Origin of the sequence: Microbulbifer donghaiensis (genome assembly GCF_900129095.1) — a bacterium.
GTDB classification, from domain to species: domain Bacteria; phylum Pseudomonadota; class Gammaproteobacteria; order Pseudomonadales; family Cellvibrionaceae; genus Microbulbifer; species Microbulbifer donghaiensis.
Window position 1 is genome coordinate 130,980 of sequence record NZ_FQVA01000007.1, and the last position, 15,358, is coordinate 146,337.

The 15,358-nt window shown below is 59.0% G+C and carries 13 protein-coding genes; 12 read left to right on the forward strand and 1 reads right to left on the reverse strand.

Going from position 1 to position 15,358, the window contains the following annotated elements; translation table 11 throughout:
- Nucleotide 1 precedes the first annotated feature (1 nt).
- Nucleotides 2-1,753 carry an ATP-binding SpoIIE family protein phosphatase gene (locus BUC36_RS17005; protein ID WP_073277409.1) on the forward strand — a complete coding sequence of 584 codons (1,752 nt, stop codon included), beginning with the start codon at nt 2-4 and terminating at the stop codon, nt 1,751-1,753.
- Between the two features lie 16 nt (nt 1,754-1,769).
- Here the strand turns inward: BUC36_RS17005 and BUC36_RS17010 are convergent, their stop codons facing one another.
- Nucleotides 1,770-2,477 (reverse strand): 2OG-Fe(II) oxygenase, encoded by a 708-nt coding sequence (locus BUC36_RS17010; protein WP_073277411.1) that lies wholly within the window; start codon nt 2,475-2,477, stop codon nt 1,770-1,772.
- Nucleotides 2,478-2,804: 327 nt separating this feature from the next.
- On the opposite strand from BUC36_RS17010, the gene ccmA reads away from it, so the two are divergent.
- From ccmA to BUC36_RS18890, 11 genes are all read left to right on the forward strand, one after another.
- Entirely contained in the window at nt 2,805-3,449 is a 645-nt protein-coding gene (ccmA, locus tag BUC36_RS17015; protein ID WP_234995046.1) for a cytochrome c biogenesis heme-transporting ATPase CcmA, read from the forward strand.
- Nucleotides 3,436-4,149, forward strand: coding sequence for a heme exporter protein CcmB (gene ccmB, locus BUC36_RS17020; RefSeq protein WP_200797310.1), 714 nt, complete (start codon nt 3,436-3,438; stop codon nt 4,147-4,149). The genes ccmA and ccmB overlap by 14 nt, the downstream gene beginning before the upstream one ends.
- 13 nt (nt 4,150-4,162) lie before the next feature.
- Nucleotides 4,163-4,927 (forward strand): heme ABC transporter permease, encoded by a 765-nt coding sequence (locus BUC36_RS17025; protein ID WP_073277417.1) that lies wholly within the window; start codon nt 4,163-4,165, stop codon nt 4,925-4,927.
- Nucleotide 4,928: 1 nt separating this feature from the next.
- Nucleotides 4,929-5,150, forward strand: a complete 222-nt coding sequence (gene ccmD, locus BUC36_RS17030; protein WP_084536221.1) for a heme exporter protein CcmD — start codon at nt 4,929-4,931, stop codon at nt 5,148-5,150.
- Nucleotides 5,151-5,247: 97 nt separating this feature from the next.
- Entirely contained in the window at nt 5,248-5,697 is a 450-nt protein-coding gene (gene ccmE, locus BUC36_RS17035; protein ID WP_073277419.1) for a cytochrome c maturation protein CcmE, read from the forward strand.
- Nucleotides 5,694-7,694: a heme lyase CcmF/NrfE family subunit gene (locus BUC36_RS17040; RefSeq protein ID WP_073277421.1), complete on the forward strand. Its 2,001-nt coding sequence runs from the start codon at nt 5,694-5,696 to the stop codon at nt 7,692-7,694. Before ccmE ends, BUC36_RS17040 begins: the two co-directional genes overlap by 4 nt.
- An 18-nt stretch (nt 7,695-7,712) precedes the next feature.
- On the forward strand, nt 7,713-8,297 hold the full coding sequence (locus BUC36_RS17045) for a DsbE family thiol:disulfide interchange protein (RefSeq protein WP_073277423.1): 585 nt from the start codon (nt 7,713-7,715) through the stop codon (nt 8,295-8,297).
- Complete coding sequence (locus BUC36_RS17050) at nt 8,260-8,862, forward strand: IMPACT family protein (protein WP_073277425.1); 603 nt, start codon at nt 8,260-8,262, stop codon at nt 8,860-8,862. Before BUC36_RS17045 ends, BUC36_RS17050 begins: the two co-directional genes overlap by 38 nt.
- A 111-nt stretch (nt 8,863-8,973) precedes the next feature.
- On the forward strand, nt 8,974-9,408 hold the full coding sequence (locus BUC36_RS17055; protein ID WP_073277427.1) for an OsmC family protein: 435 nt from the start codon (nt 8,974-8,976) through the stop codon (nt 9,406-9,408).
- Between the two features lie 545 nt (nt 9,409-9,953).
- Nucleotides 9,954-14,855 (forward strand): RHS repeat-associated core domain-containing protein, encoded by a 4,902-nt coding sequence (locus BUC36_RS17065; RefSeq protein WP_084536225.1) that lies wholly within the window; start codon nt 9,954-9,956, stop codon nt 14,853-14,855.
- A complete protein-coding gene (locus BUC36_RS18890; protein WP_143187032.1) occupies nt 14,848-15,150 on the forward strand; it encodes a hypothetical protein in 303 nt (100 codons plus the stop codon). The genes BUC36_RS17065 and BUC36_RS18890 overlap by 8 nt, the downstream gene beginning before the upstream one ends.
- The last annotated feature ends 208 nt before the right edge of the window (nt 15,151-15,358 follow it).

Below are 15,358 nucleotides of genomic sequence, written 5' to 3' on the forward strand. Positions count from 1 at the left end.
TATGGACCAATTTCGGGTGCTGGTAATTGAAGGGCACGCTGAGGAGTCGGCGTGCCTTCGCCAGTTGCTGGAAAGCTTTGCCGAGGGCGGGGAGGGGTTGCGGCCCGTTAAATTCAATGTTTTTGGCGATGTCGAGGCGGCGTTGACAGAGTATGCGGCGCTGCGGCCCGATGTGGTGATCTTTGGTCCCCAGGCTGCCATGGACGCGACCGCGGACGATCTTCAGCGCCTGCGCGCCCGCGCGGGTGTCGAACCGGTGCCCATTCTCTGTGTAATGTCTGAGTCGCAGTCCATCACGTCTGCCAGCCTGCAGTCGGGCTGTGACGATATTCTCTTGAAGCCCTACAACCCCAGCCTGATACGGCTGAAGCTTGCTGCTTTGCAGCGCTTCTGTAATTTCGGCCGGTCCCTGCTGGCGCAGCGTAACCGGATACGCCGCCACCATGCGGATCTGCTACAGGAGCAGGCCAGTGCCCGGCAAATTTTCAGTAATCTCGGTCATGAGAGTTGCCTCGGTCAGACCGAGGCCATCCGCTATCATCTTTCGCCGCGTGCAGTGCTCGCAGGAGATGTTCTTGCGGCGGCCTATGGGCCAGGCGGAAAACTGATGCTGTTGCTCGGTGACTTTACCGGGCACGGGCTCGCCGCGGCGGTGGGGGCGGTGCCGCTCACTTCTATCTTCTATTCGATGGTGCCCAAGGGGTTTTCCCTGGGGCATATCGTGCGGGAACTTAATACCAAGCTACACAATGTCCTGCCCGCGGATATGTTTTGCTGCGCGGTGATGTTGGAGTTCGATCCGCACAAGCGCCATATCCGCCTGTTTAATGCCGGTATGCCGAGCGTCTGTCTTCGTCGCGGTAGCGGAGAGCTTCGCTTGCTGGAATCTCGTCACTTGCCGCTGGGCGTGCTGGATCAGGCATCTGTGGATGAAGCAATAATCCATATCCCGGTGGAGGATGGTGATTACCTCTATCTTTGGAGTGACGGCATTCACGAGGCGCGCAACCTGCGCGGGGACTTATTTGGCGAGGAACGCCTGATGGAGTTGCTCGGGACACAGGTGCCGGAAGGGCGGTACTTCGACCGCATTCTTTCCTCCGTCAGCCGTTTCAGTGCGGACCAGCACGACGATCTGTCCCTGGTAGAGGTTGCGCTGGACGATGCCGCTCCCTGGCGGGGCAACGGCTGGGTCCTGGAGGATGGACCTGCGAAGAGGACCCCTCGCCTTGGTGACTGGTCGATTCACTTTACTCTCGGACCGGAAGAGCTGCGGGATGCGGACCCGCTGCCATTGCTGCACAGCGTCCTGGCGCAGGTGCCGGGAGCCGGCAGTTTCCTGGATCCGCTGACGATTGTTCTGGGTGAGTTATTCCGCAATGCGCTGGAGCACGGGCTGCTCGGGCTGGACAGCAACCTGAAGAAAACGGATCACGGATTTGCCGAATATTATCGCCAACTGAATTGCGGCCGACGTCAGTTGCGGGAAGGGTGGATCCGTATCACGCTGCGCTGCCGCGATCGCGGTGGCCGGGGACTGCTGGAAGTGGTGGTGGAAGACAGTGGCGGCGGTTTGCCGAGGCAACTGTTTACCGGCAATGCGTATTCCGGTCGCGGTTTGCCGTTGTTGCGAGCGATTTGCCGGAAGGTTCAGCTGGAACCCGGCAGCAGTCGGGTGAGGGCCGTCCTGAATTGGGGGGAGGCGGCCGTACCCCGGAAAAAAACCGGGACCACGGCCGCTCGTCAGGGCTAAGCCCCTCTCAAATACCTTACATCTGCGTCGCGGCGTCTTTGCCGGCGCCACCAAATTTGCGACCGAACCAGCCCTGCAGCTGCTTCAGTTTGTGCGACAGCTTGCCGCGCTTGGCTTTGCGATCCTTGTCCGCGGCACTCACCAGCCAGGCGATCTGGATCACCAGGCGCTGTCCCTCGAACGGAAGGTGGCCGTGAAAGGAGTTCTCCGCGCGCTTGAAGGCGACCAGTGTGCCGTACGAGGGCTTGATCTCCGGCACAACCATATCTTCATAATCGTCGATGCGGTTGAGGAAGCGCAGGCAGCCGTTGCCATCCAGTGTCCACTCGGGGTTCAGGTACAGCAGTGCCGTGGCGACCTTGGACTTGCCGTCGGTGTGGATGTTGCCGTGGCGTTTCTTCAGTGTACGACTGATGGACACGTAGGTCGGGTACTGGGAGAGCTGTTCGATTCCCAGGTTATCGCCGATGGCATCGCAAAAGGCCGGCTCCAGCATGCGGCCGATCAGGGTGTTGACGGATTCGCCGCACTCTTCATTCTCATAGGGCAGGTAGCCGGCGCCCTTGAGTTTGGGGAAGTCTTCCAGTAGCGAGGACATCAGCTCCTCATTCAGCACTTTCTGGGCGACAAAAAACGGGAAAGGCTGGCTTTTGATCAAAGCATCTTCGTTTCTCAGGGCACTGGAGTCGAGCCAGAGGCTGGCATCTGCAGCGAGGCTAGTCATTGTCGTGAATCCTTACAGACAGGTCTTGGGTAAGCGCCAATTCCGATCGGAATTGAGATTGTTGTTATCGACCACGGAGTTGCGTCCCAATAGCTCTGGGGCGTCAGGCGCCGGTCGGGTGCCCACTCGCGTCCTGTCCAAAATATCAAAGCCGAGAGCTTCGGCCAACACTGGCGCATGTCTCCCCGGCCGCTTTTGGTCGAAATTCTGCTGTCGCAAGTCCGATTTCCATACATTTCGCGCTGGTGCCGGTATAATGCCGATCAGTTTTTCATCAGAGCAGTATTCTCCGCACCAATGCCCGCGAATTCCGAGTCCCATAGCCTGTTGCAAGTACGCAACCTGTCCTGCCAGCGGGACGGGCGGCGCCTGTTTGCGGGGCTCAGTTTTACCCTGCCCGCGAGCGGCGCCCTGCAGATAGAGGGTGCCAATGGCGCGGGCAAGACGACGCTGTTGCGTACCCTGATCGGTAGTGCCGGTGACTACGATGGTCAAATCCTGTGGGACGGGCGGCCGTTTCCCGCTTCCCTGCCGCAATTTCGTGAATCCCTGCTCTACATCGGTCACAGGGCGGGCGTCCGCGGCGGTCTGACCCCGCTGGAAAACCTGGCCTGGTACGGCGCCAACCGCTCAGCGGCGATGCAGGCGCTGGAGCAGGTGGATCTGTTCGGCTTTGAGGACAGCCTGTGTCAGAACCTCTCCGCCGGGCAGAACCGCCGTGTGGCGCTGGCGCGACTGTTCCTGCCCGATGCGCCGTCGTTGTGGATCCTGGACGAACCACTGGCGGCGCTGGATGTGGCCGGTGTTGCCGCTTTGCAGGGGCAGATGGCAGTCCATTTGAGTCGCGGTGGGGCCATGGTGTTTACCTCCCATCAGCCGGTGGCTCTGGCGGGGTTACAGGGCATCCAATTGGCTGACTTCGCCGTCGACGAACTTGCTGAGAGTGCCGGAGGCGAGCATGTCTTCGGCTGAGTCTTTATCGATGGCCGGCAGGAACCACGGTGGCCCGAGCCTGGCCGCGTTGCTGAGGGTCGAGCTGCTGCTGGCCCTGCGCAAACGGGCCGATATCGCCAATCCGTTGCTGTTTTTCGTTACCGTGCTGGCGCTGCTGCCGCTTGGAGTGGGCCCGGAGCCCGATCTGCTGGCGCGGCTGGCGCCGGGCATGATCTGGGTGATGGCACTGCTGGCGACGCTGCTGTCGCAGGAGAGCCTGTTCCGCAGTGATTTCGAAGACGGCAGCCTGGAACAGCAGGCCCTGTCGTCGCAACCGCTGTATTTCGCCGTATTGATCAAGGCCGCGGTGCACTGGCTGGTCACCGGCCTGCCGCTAGCGCTGCTGTCGCCTATGCTGGGGCTGATGCTGAATCTGCCCGCGGCGGGCTATTTCTGCCTGCTGGTGTCGCTGTTGCTGGGTACTGCCAGCATGAGCCTGATCGGCGCTGTGGGCGCCGCGCTGACCGTTGCGCTGCGGCGCCCGGGCCTGCTGCTGGCGTTGATTGTTATGCCGCTTTATGTGCCCGTGTTAATCTTCGGCACCGGCGCGGTGCAGGCGGCGATCGACGGCTATGTATTCGGCCCGCAACTGGCCATTCTGGCGGCACTGTTGGCCGCCGCGGCTGCTCTGGCACCGCTCGCTGCGGCGGGTGCAATCCGCATCAGCCTGGATAATTGATTGGGAGGTTTCCTTGGCCTGGCAATGGTTTCACCGCTTGGGTTCGCCCCGCTGGTTCTATCAGAAGACCGGCGCCTGGTTGCCGTGGCTGGCGCTGGCGAGTGTCATCCTGCTGACCGTTGGCAGTGTCTGGGGACTAGGCTTTGCGCCGCAGGACGCCAAACAGGGTAACAGCTACCGCATCATCTATATCCATGTGCCGGCGTCCTTCCTCGCGCTGGCCGGCTATTACATCATGGCCATCAGCGGTGCCATCGGCCTGATCTGGAAAATGAAGCTTTCGTTCGCGGTGATGCGTGCGGCTGCGCCCATCGGCGCGGTGCTTACGGTTATCGCCCTGTTTACCGGGGCCGTCTGGGGCAAGCCCACCTGGGGTACCTATTGGGTCTGGGATGCCCGTATCACTTCAATGCTGATCCTGCTGTTCCTGTATATCGGTGTTATAGCGCTGGCCCGTGCTTTCAGTCGCGAACAGGTGGCCGATAAGGCCTGCGCGTTACTGGCACTGGTGGGTACCGTGAATATCCCGATTATCTACAAGTCGGTGGACTGGTGGTTCACCTTGCACCAGCCGGCCACTATCAAGTTGACGCAGTCGAGCAGCATAGACCCGAGCATGTTCTACCCACTGTTGACCATGATCATCGGCTTTTACTGCATGTATGCCTGGAGCCTGATAGCGCACACCCGCACGCTGGTGCTGCAGCGGGAATGGCGTACCCAGTGGGTGCAGCAGGAGCTGTCCGGGATGGAAACCCAAGGTAAGGGGGGAAAGTAAGGTGCAATTTCAATTTGCCAGCTTTGCCGATTTCCTGACGATGGAAGGCCACGGTATCTATGTGTGGATTTCCTACGGTGTAACCTTCGCACTGCTGGCCGCGCTGGCCGCGTTTCCACTGTTGCGTCGCCGCCAGCTACAGCGCGAGTTGCAGCGCCAGCAGCGCATTCAGCAGCGTCGCCATCAGGCGGAGAAAGAGCGAAAGACGGTAGAGCCCGCCTAGAGCGCGAGCCGGGCCCGCGATAACTCGACGGGGCCTATGAGGTGCGCGACGCGCCCGCTAAAAAATTCATTTAGATGTTCGGAGCACAACGAAAACGATGCATCCTGCACGCAAGCAACGCCTGGTCCTGGTCATTGTTCTGGTAGCCCTCTCCAGCGCCGCAATCGGTTTTGTCACCTATGCGATGCGCAACAATATGGATTACTTCTATGCGCCCAGCGCTTTCGCCGCCGGCGAGGTGCCGTTCGAGAAGCGTATTCGTGCCGGCGGCTGCGTGGTGCCCGGTAGCATAGCGCGCGCAGCCGACAGCCTGGATGTGCGCTTCGCGATCACCGATGGCAGGGCCGAGCTGGAAGTCGTGTTCGACAAGATATTGCCGGACCTGTTCGCCGAAGGAGAGGCAGCGGTTATAACCGGCCAGTTGTCCCGTGACGGCACCCTGCGCGCGGATCAGGTGCTGGCCAAGCACGATGAAAACTACACGCCGCCGGAAGTGGCGGAATCCATGACCGCCGAAGCCAGCTGTGCGGACGGGGCGAAAATATGATCCCTGAGCTGGGCCACTTTGCCCTGATCGTCGGTCTGCTGCTGTCTGTGGCCCTGGCCGTGGTGCCCATGGCCGGCAGCTTGGTTTCGGTACGTCTCTGGATGGAAGCCGGTCGACCACTGGCCCTGGGGGTGCTGGCTTTCACAGCGATCGCGTTTGCCTGCCTGACCATTGCATTCGTGCAGAGTGATTTCTCGGTCAATTACGTCGCACAGAACTCCAACAGCATTCTGCCGCTGCACTACAAGATCACCGCCGTCTGGGGCGGGCACGAAGGGTCAATCCTGTTGTGGCTGCTGATCCAGGCCGGCTGGGCCGCCGCGGTGGCGCTGTTCAGTCGCCAGCTGCCAGCGGAGCTGGTCGCCCGCGTATTGTCTGTGCTCGGCCTGGTGCTGGTCGGCTTTTTCCTGTTCATTCTGATTACTTCCAACCCGTTTGATCGCACCTTGCCGTTTCCGCCGTTGGAAGGCACCGACCTGAATCCGCTGTTGCAGGATCCGGGCATGATCATTCACCCGCCGCTGCTGTATATGGGGTATGTGGGTTTCTCGGTAGCCTTCGCATTTGCCATTGCAGCGCTGCTGGGTGGTCAACTGGACTCTGCCTGGGCCCGTTGGGCGCGCCCCTGGACCGCGGTGGCCTGGTCTTTCCTCACCCTCGGCATCGCGCTGGGTAGTTGGTGGGCCTACTACGAACTCGGCTGGGGCGGCTGGTGGTTCTGGGATCCGGTGGAAAATGCCTCCTTTATGCCCTGGCTGGTGGGCACGGCGTTGATGCACTCCCTTGCGGTCACCGAAAAACGCGGCCTGTTCAAGAGCTGGACCATTCTGCTGGCGATCTTTGCCTTCAGCCTGAGTCTGCTGGGTACTTTCCTGGTGCGCTCTGGTGTGCTCACCTCGGTCCACGCCTTCGCCACCGATCCGCTGCGCGGTGGCTTCATTCTTGCCTTCCTGGCCATCGTGGTCGGACTGTCGCTGTTGTTGTTCGCGCTGCGCGCGCCCGCCGTGAGCGCCGGCAGCGTGTTTTCCTTCCGCAGCCTCGAGACGTTCCTGCTGGGCAACAATATCCTGCTGATGCTGACCATGGCTGTGGTGCTGACCGGCACCCTGTACCCGCTGCTGGCCGATGCGCTGAACTGGGGCAAAATCAGCGTGGGGCCGCCGTTCTTCAATATGTTCTTCGTGCCGCTGATGGCGTTGTTGAGCCTGCTGCTCGGCCTCGGTATCCACGCGAACTGGAAAGACAGCCGCTGGGACAAGCTGTTCTCCGCCTGGCGTCTGCCATTGGCGGTCGCCGTGGTTGCGGCGCTGTCGCTGCCATTTGCCTTGGGCCAAGGAGAGAGGGGAGAGTTCCATTGGGGCGCGGCGCTGGGTATCTTCATCGGTGTCTGGGTGACCGCTTCCAGCGTTGCCGATATCGTCGCCAAGACCCGCAATGCGGAGTCTTTTGTCGCGGGTCTCAGGCGTCAGCGCGCCAGCTACTTTGGTATGCACCTGGCCCATGTCGGTCTCGCTGTGGCCGTATTGGGCGTGGCGCTGACGACGATTTACAGTGTGGAAAAGGACCTGCGCATGGGTGCGGGAGACAGTCACACCGTGGCCGGCTACGACTTCCGTTTCGATGGCGTGCGCATTGCGCAGGGACCAAACTTTCGCGCTTTTGAGGGCGTCATTTACGTGAGTAAAAACGGCCGCGCAGTGGCGGAACTGCATCCGCAGAAGCGCAATTATTTTTCCGGTGGTAACACCATGACCGAGGCAGCGATCGACTCGGGCCTGTTCCGGGATATCTATGTGGCACTCGGCGAACCACTGGAGCAGGGCAACCCCAACGGCGACTGGGCCGTGCGCCTGCAATACAAGGCGTTCGTGGTCTGGATCTGGCTGGGTGCGTTACTGATGGCCATTGGCAGCGGCATTGCGGTGGCCGACAAGCGCTATCGCAAGGTGAAAGCCGCGCGTGCCGCGGAAGCTGGCGTGGCAGTGGCTGCGGCCTGACGGGAAGTGGGTGAAACAATGGCAAGATTCAAACTTTTTCTGCCGCTGATTATATTCGCCGCGCTGGCGATACTGTTTTGGCGTGGCCTGTCGCTCGATCCCCAGGAAATGCCCTCGGCACTGCTGAACAAGCCGGTGCCGGAATTCTCCCTGCCCAACGTCGCCGATAGCGACAAGGTTTTAGGGAAGGGTGACCTGCCCAGGGAGCCGTTGCTACTGAACGTTTGGGCCACCTGGTGTGTCTCTTGTCGAGTGGAGCACCCATATCTGAACAAGCTGGCCGAACAGGGCGTGCCGATTGTCGGCGTGAATCTCAAAGACGACGACGCGGCAGCGCAGAAATGGCTGGAGAAATTCCACAACCCCTACCTGTTCAGTATCGCCGACAGGGAAGGGCGCCTCGCCCTGGACCTTGGCGTCTTCGGCGCGCCGGAAACTTTCCTCGTGGACGCTGAAGGCACCATCCGCTGCAAGCATGTCGGTGTGGTCGATGACCGCATCTGGCAGACCAAGCTGCAACCTCTCTATCAAAAACTGAAGACCCAGCACTGGGATGAGTTTGCCGGTGAGCTATCAGATTCCCTGCTCTCCCGTTGTCAGTGAAACCGAGGAAAAGAAAAGCCGCTTTATCTGCTGGCTCGGGCCGGTACAGGACAAGGCGGCTTTTCAGCAGCAGCTGGACGCCATGCGTGCCCAGTATCCGGATGCTTCCCACCACTGCACCGCACTCGTAATTGGCAACCCCGCCAACCCGGAAGTCATGCAGTCCGACGATGATGGCGAGCCCGGTGGCAGTGCCGGACGGCCGATGCTGGAGCTATTGCTGAAGCAGGAAATCGGTAATGTCGGTGCCATTGTTACTCGCTACTTCGGTGGTACCAAGCTCGGGGTAGGCGGTCTGATGCGCGCCTATCGCGGTGCTGTTGGCGCGGCGGTGAAGGCGGCTGAGCTGCAGCTTTTCGTGCCCGAACGGCGAATCAGCGTTGCTTGTGACTTCTCCCAGGAATCGCGCTTGCGATTTTTAGCCGGGCAGTATCGCGGTCGCTGTGAGGATGCCGATTACAGCAGCGGAGTCACCATCCTGCTTCAGTTGCCGGATGATCAGTGGCCATTGTTGCGGGAGCAATTGCTTGCGGAAGGCTTCACCATCGTCAAAGGTGAAGAGTAGCCGTCCGCTTTCGCTCAGTCTGTTTGTTTGCCCGCGCAAATCACTCCCTCCGCTTGCCGCTCATTTTCGCGTCATCTAAGCTGAATTGAATGATCCACCTGGATGACACCCATGCAGAAATTTCCACACCATTACAAGGTTTCGGCAGCGGCTGGCCCCGACGGCGACGTGCGTGTTTCCGCCGAGGGACTGGACGTTATTCCCTCTGCCGCGCCGACGCAATTCGGAGGACCGGGAGACCGCTGGTCTCCTGAAGATCTCCTCGTTGCCGCAGTGGCAGATTGTTTTGTGCTGACCTTCCGTGCGATTGCCGACTACTCGAAGTTCGCGTGGAAATCCCTCGAGTGTGACGTTGAGGGGGTGTTGGACAAGGTGGATGGTAAGACGCGTTTCACGCACTTTACCGTGCACGCTAATCTGGAACTGGAGCCGGGCAGTGATGAAGCCAAGGCTGGGCAGCTGTTGGAAAAATCCGAGGCTGCCTGCCTGGTCACCAACTCCCTGTCGGCCCAAGTCGAACTTACCTCGACTATCCGTGGTGCCTGACCGGCGATCTGGCAGACAACATAAGGCTGCGGTCGGCTCGAGATTGAACTGTCTTTCTGTTTTCGCACCATAACCGAGTTGGCCGGCTATCGATTTGTTGGTGGCCGCTAAGGTCAGTTGTGCCAGTCAACGCATTAAAAGCAATTCGAAGAATATCCGTTATTTGGTTGCGGGCTTTGTCTCCCAGTCAGCAATGCCTGTTCCTGGCTGTAATCGCTTGTAATTTTTGTTCAGTCGTTGTTGTTCAAACGCGCTAGGATCGCTTCTTATCCGTGTCGGAAAGTTTTTGCTTGGGAAGTTGTATCGGTTTTACAGCTTTTCTATATGCTCGATTTTCTTATGTATGTTGAACGCCCGTGCAAAAATATTGATAAGCCATTAGCGAAAATCGATTTGATTCAGTTAAAAAAGGATTTTCGTGTCAATTCACTAAGTTGTTTTCAGGTTTCTGTGCGGACCTTCACTGGGTTCTTTGCTCGACAAGCTGGTTAATTTAGAATTTCCCTCTCACGGAAGAGCGCGCTGCGAAGTGCAGGGGAATAGCAATGCAATTATTTGTTGAGAACCGGGCGGGTGTACGTTACCGGGTCAGCTTGGGTTGGTCGTACGCGCCGGAAGGTCTGGATAACCGCGCGGCGTTACAGTTGATATCAAGTTTTGACGAGGCGATACTCGACAAGATTTTTGACAAATTCTTTGGTGTCGATCGACTATTTATCCCTGCCGAAAGCCCTGTGAGTTGCGACTCGCAGAGTGCTCTTCATCCCTTCGAAGCTCACGCCATCTACGCCGGTCATCTCGGTGAGCGCCATCGGCATATCTACCTCGCCGTCTTGCAAAGCCGCCTGCTGGTCGAAGAGGCACCTCTCGGTGCCGGCGATTTGAAAGAGCGCCAATCCGTCTTGCGCCCCCGTATCCGTATGGCGTTGCAAAAGATCGTTGCCGAGGAGCGGGCAGAGGCCGCACGAATTCAGGTCATCCATGAAAAGCGCAGCGCGCTGGAAAAAGTGGGGGCCTACATCGAGCGTGCTGGTGCGGGCCTGGGGCAAGCCGCCTGGGATCTGGCCGTTTGGGTGAAGGATGTCGGCGAAGTGGTGGCACTGATTAATCCCGTGCGCCAGAGCACCGAGATGCTGATGGCCGCTGGCAATTACTACCTGCACGACAAGAGCCCCGCGCAGTCGGCGCGCGAGCAGTTGGCAAAGGTTCGCAAGGAGGTTGTCGACGTCTTGGGATTTGATCCGGCCAACGTCACAGTCGAGCAGCTGGAGCAGGCTTTCGAGATCACTCACCTGATATACGGCGATAGCGGCCTGCGCAGCGATATCACGCATTTCGCCAGGGATTACGTAAAGGCCCAGCACAGTCTGGAACTTACAGAGTTCGCCGGCGGCGGTGTCTTTGAAATCATACTGACTATCGTGTTGGCAGCGATTACCGGTGGAGCCGGTGCTGCGGCGGTCATGGCAAAAAACACGCGGCTACTCACGCGCTTCCGGGATGTTGGCGATTTGATGGTGGACTTCGCCGGGTATCGCAAGCAGCGGCTCGCGCTGGCCGACAAGCGCGGGGCACGGACCGAGGGCACGAAGTTCAGTGACCTGGAATCCATGGATGCCCCCGCGCCAGCCGCCGCGCCAGTTGCGACGTCGGCGCGAAAGCCGACGGCAACGTCCAAAGGCGATGGGGCAGAGTCCGGAGGCGGCAAGGATCAGAGCAGTTCCGCCGAACCCGATAAGACCGATGCCGACACCGGCAATAACCAGAACGGGGCCAGCACCCAGTGCAATGCCAATGCCTGCGAAGGCGGCGAGCCGATCAACCTGAAAACCGGTGAAGAGCGCCTGACCTTGGTGGATGCGGTTCTGGACGGCCCGCTGCCACTCGTGGTGGCCCGTACCTATCGCAGCAGCAACGGCAAAGATTTCGGACTGGGCTTCGGCTGGACACATACGTTGGGCGAGCGGCTCGAGCTGCGAGGGGCGGGCCGGCCTCTACACTTCCACGACGCCGAGGGGCGGGTCATCGCGTTGCCCGAGCCCGGATCCAGCGGGCGCAGTCACAACGTGGTGGAAGGGCTCACATTGAGCCGCATCAACGACGACCACTGGGTGATTGCACCTTACGGCGCGCCAAATGGCGTGCAGAAACACTTCAAGCCGGCGGGTACTTCCGCCGACCACCTGGCGTTGGCAGAAATCCGCGACGGCTACGGCAACAACTACCTCTTCCATTATGTCGATCAGCGCCTGATCTGTGTCGAGAGCAGTCTCGGCGAGGCTTTGCACATCAGTCCGGCGGGCGAGCGGATCGGCGCACTGAAAAAGGAAACCCGCGATGGTCGTATCAGCGCGCTGGCCAGTTACCGCTACGACGACGCGGGAGATCTCATCGAGGCGGCCGACGCCGAGGGCCACAGCGAGCGCTATCAGTATCACCGGCACGTCATCAAGCGGCGCACGCTGAAGAGCGGCTACAGCTTCTATTTCGAGTGGGATGCGCAAGGCCCCAGCGCTCGCTGCATACGCCAGTGGGGCGATCCCATCGACGGTAAGCCCACTTACAGTTACCAGTTCGAATGGGACGATGACGGCAAGGGCGTTACGGTGACCGATACGCGGGGCGGTCGGGAGCGCTATCGCTTCAACGAGCGCGCACTGCCGATCTATCACCGCAATCCGGTCGGCGGCGAAACGCTGTATACCTACAACACCCATGGGCAGCTGACCCAAGTGCAGTTGCCCGGTGACGACGGTGTATTGCGTGAGGAGCGCTACGAATATGATCGTCACGGTCGCCTCGTCAAGAAAATCGACGCAGCTGGTGGTGAGCACCGCATTGCATACAATGCCGAAGGTCTGCCGGCAAAAATTCGCGACCCCGAAGGCCATAGCTGGCAGCGTCGCTACAACGGCAGTGGCCAGGTTACCGCCACGATCGACCCCCTCGGTAACACCACCCAGTACAGCTACAACCCCATCGGCCTGGTGGGCAGCGTCACCGACCCGCTCGGCAACACCACTCGCTACCTGTGGAATCCACAGGGCAAACTGAGTGCGGTGCACGATGCCATGGGGCGCTCCCAACATTACCGCTACGACAGTGCCCAGCGCCTTGTGGAAGTGCAGCACGCAGCGGGGCAGAGCACATGCTACGAGTACGACGCCGAGGACCGCATCAGCGCGGTAACCGGCCCGGACGGTGCCCGCACCCTGTACCGCTACAACCCTCAGGGATTGGTGGCGGAAATTACCGATGCCGGCGGACGCACTACCCACTACGAATACGATGGCCTGAGTCAGGTAAGTGCACGCATCAATCCGGACGGCACTCGGTTGCAGTATCACTACGACGGCGAGCGCAACCTGGTTGGCCTGACGAATGAAAAAGGTGAGCAGTACCAGCTGAAGTACGATCTCGGCGAGCGCCTGATCGAGGAAGTGGGTTTCGATGGCCGCGTTACCCGTTACGCGTACAACCGCGCGGGCCATCTTGCCAGCAGTCGCGCGGTAACCAATCCGGATACCGGCAAGGGAATCGACACGCACTTCGAGCGCGACGCCTTTGGCAGGCTGCTGCGGGAGACCACGCCGGACGGCGTTACCAGCTTCCGCTACAACCGCGCGGGACAGATGGTCGAGGCGGAAAATACTCACCGAAAGCTGCGCTGGGAATATGACGCCTGCGGCCGTGTTGTCGGCGACTGGCAAGATCAGGCCAGTATTCGCCACCGCTACGATGCCACTGGGAATCGCACTGCCACCACCTTGCCTGACGGCGAACTACTGAGCTTTGCCTACAATCCCGCGGGGCAGTTCGAAAGTCTGTACCGCCGCGCCGCGGGCACCGATACCGATCAACTGCTCGCCGCAATTCAGCACGACGAGCAGGGCCGCGAGATCCACCGGCGCCATGGCAACGGGCTCGCCAGTGAGCGTGACTATGATCCACAGGGCCGCCTGCACAAAGTGCGCCTCGGCAAGGCTGCCGGTCCGATTGAAGATCCGCAGCACGAACGCGGCTATCACTACAACGTCGCCGGACAGCTGGCGCAGATAGACGACAGCCTGCGCGGCTCGCGCAAGTATCACTACGACGCACTGGACCGCCTGACCCAGGTCGAGGGCCCGAATCCAGAGCACTTCGTACACGACCCGGCCCACAATATCCTCGCCGCTGCAGCCTCACCGGAGAAGGCGCAGCATCAGGCGGGCACCACGCAGGTGAATGGCAACCGCCTGGCCTTCCGCGGCGACACCCACTACCGCTACGACGTGCACGGCAACCGTATCGCCGCCCTGCGTGGAAAGGGGCAGAAGCTACAGACACGCTATCACTACAACTGCAAACAGCAGTTGGTGCGGGTTGAGCAGGTAAAGGTTGAGGAGGGGGGGGAAGAGCGGCGCCAGCGGGCAGTCTCTTACCAATATGATCCTCTCGGGCGGCGTATAAGCAAAGCCGATGACGCTAAGCAGGTCGACTTCCTCTGGGATGGCGATGTGCTGCTGCGGGAAACCGCTTGCGATACCAAGACAGGTCAGAACCTAAAGGCCCGCACCTACTACTTCGAGCCCGGCACCTTCAAGCCAGTCGCGCTAAGTGAAAATGACGCGGTCTTTCACTATCACCTGGATCACCTGGGTACGCCAGACGCACTGACGGACAGCTGCGGTGAGGTTGTCTGGAGTGTCAGTTACCGGACTTATGGCAATGTGGCGCTGGCGCATTGCGAGGCTGTCGAACAGCCGATTCGGTTCCAGGGGCAGTATTTTGACGAGGAGACCGGGCTGCATTACAACCGGTTTCGGTATTATGATCCGGGGGTTGGTGGGTTTATCAGTCAAGATCCGATAGGTCTTATAGGTGGCATCAATAACTACCAGTATGCGCCTAACCCTATTTCTTGGATTGATCCATTTGGCTTGTCGTGTAAGGAATACCAGTATGACATGGTAAATGACCCTGGGCCGCTAGCCAATGTGCCCGAGGGGGCAGGTATTGTTAGTCGCGAAACGGACCTCGCCGCAATAGAGCAGTTGAAATCTAGTCCTGCTGCAAATTTTGCGGGTGGAAAATATAACGAAGTTGTCCTTCAAAAAGACACAGTTCTCTATCGTGCTGGAAAATCGGGCGGTGGTAGAAGTACATATGGTCGATGGTTTACCGCTGAACCCCCTCCCTCTGAGTATCAAGTGAGAATTGATTTTGCTGTAAAGAGGTATTGGACAGACGACAATGGAATTGTGATAGGTGAGTCTCCCGTAGAATCTGTTTATGCTATTAAGTTCCCTGCGGGAACTAAGATTTATGAGGGTCCGGTTGGAGATCAAAGCGGTTTCTATCTCGGGGGGCAAGATCAGAACCAAATATATATTGACTCTCCTTGGGATGTTGAAGGCCATGAAGTTATCGGTGAAAAGCCGTTAAAGGGAATTTTAGGTGAATAAGAAATATTCAAAACTATTGTCTGAGTTGATAGCTTTAAGAGAGTTGTTAATTGCTGATGGAGACTCAAATTGGGTTAGAGGTGTTGATCTGGTGATACAAACATTGTCTTCTGGTAATCCTGATTCGCTTCAAAAGGCGTTCGAGATCTATACGAGAATGAATTCGGGTAAAGAAAGTTTTGCAGACTATTTCTGTTGGGACTCAGATAGAAAAGTTATGGATTCGAGAAATAATGCTTTAAAAAATATAAAGAGTAATATTCGTCAGCAGTTCTCTGTTTGCGCAAAAGTCTAAACGGAAGGAGTGGCTGGAAATCTCAAAAATTGAAGGTTTGGCGAGTATTGTAGCTAACCTAGTAATATAGAAATTGAAGGCTTTCGGTAGCTACTTAATATCGGGGTTGGACGGGGCTGACTCGGGCCATCCCTGGCGCTCACGCTGCGGGCGCCCTCGCTTTGCTGCGGCGTCCAAAATTGCTCCCGGCAATTTTGTCGAACGGGGG

Bases quoted from the DNA above. Each gene is read 5' to 3' on its own strand.
- BUC36_RS17005 (WP_073277409.1), top strand. From the start codon at position 2: ATGGACCAATTTCGGGTGCTGGTAATTGAAGGGCACGCTGAGGAGTCG.
- BUC36_RS17010 (WP_073277411.1), bottom strand. From the start codon at position 2,477: ATGACTAGCCTCGCTGCAGATGCCAGCCTCTGGCTCGACTCCAGTGCC.
- ccmB (WP_200797310.1), top strand. From the start codon at position 3,436: ATGTCTTCGGCTGAGTCTTTATCGATGGCCGGCAGGAACCACGGTGGC.
- ccmE (WP_073277419.1), top strand. From the start codon at position 5,248: ATGCATCCTGCACGCAAGCAACGCCTGGTCCTGGTCATTGTTCTGGTA.
- BUC36_RS17040 (WP_073277421.1), top strand. From the start codon at position 5,694: ATGATCCCTGAGCTGGGCCACTTTGCCCTGATCGTCGGTCTGCTGCTG.
- BUC36_RS17045 (WP_073277423.1), top strand. From the start codon at position 7,713: ATGGCAAGATTCAAACTTTTTCTGCCGCTGATTATATTCGCCGCGCTG.
- BUC36_RS17055 (WP_073277427.1), top strand. From the start codon at position 8,974: ATGCAGAAATTTCCACACCATTACAAGGTTTCGGCAGCGGCTGGCCCC.
- BUC36_RS17065 (WP_084536225.1), top strand. From the start codon at position 9,954: ATGCAATTATTTGTTGAGAACCGGGCGGGTGTACGTTACCGGGTCAGC.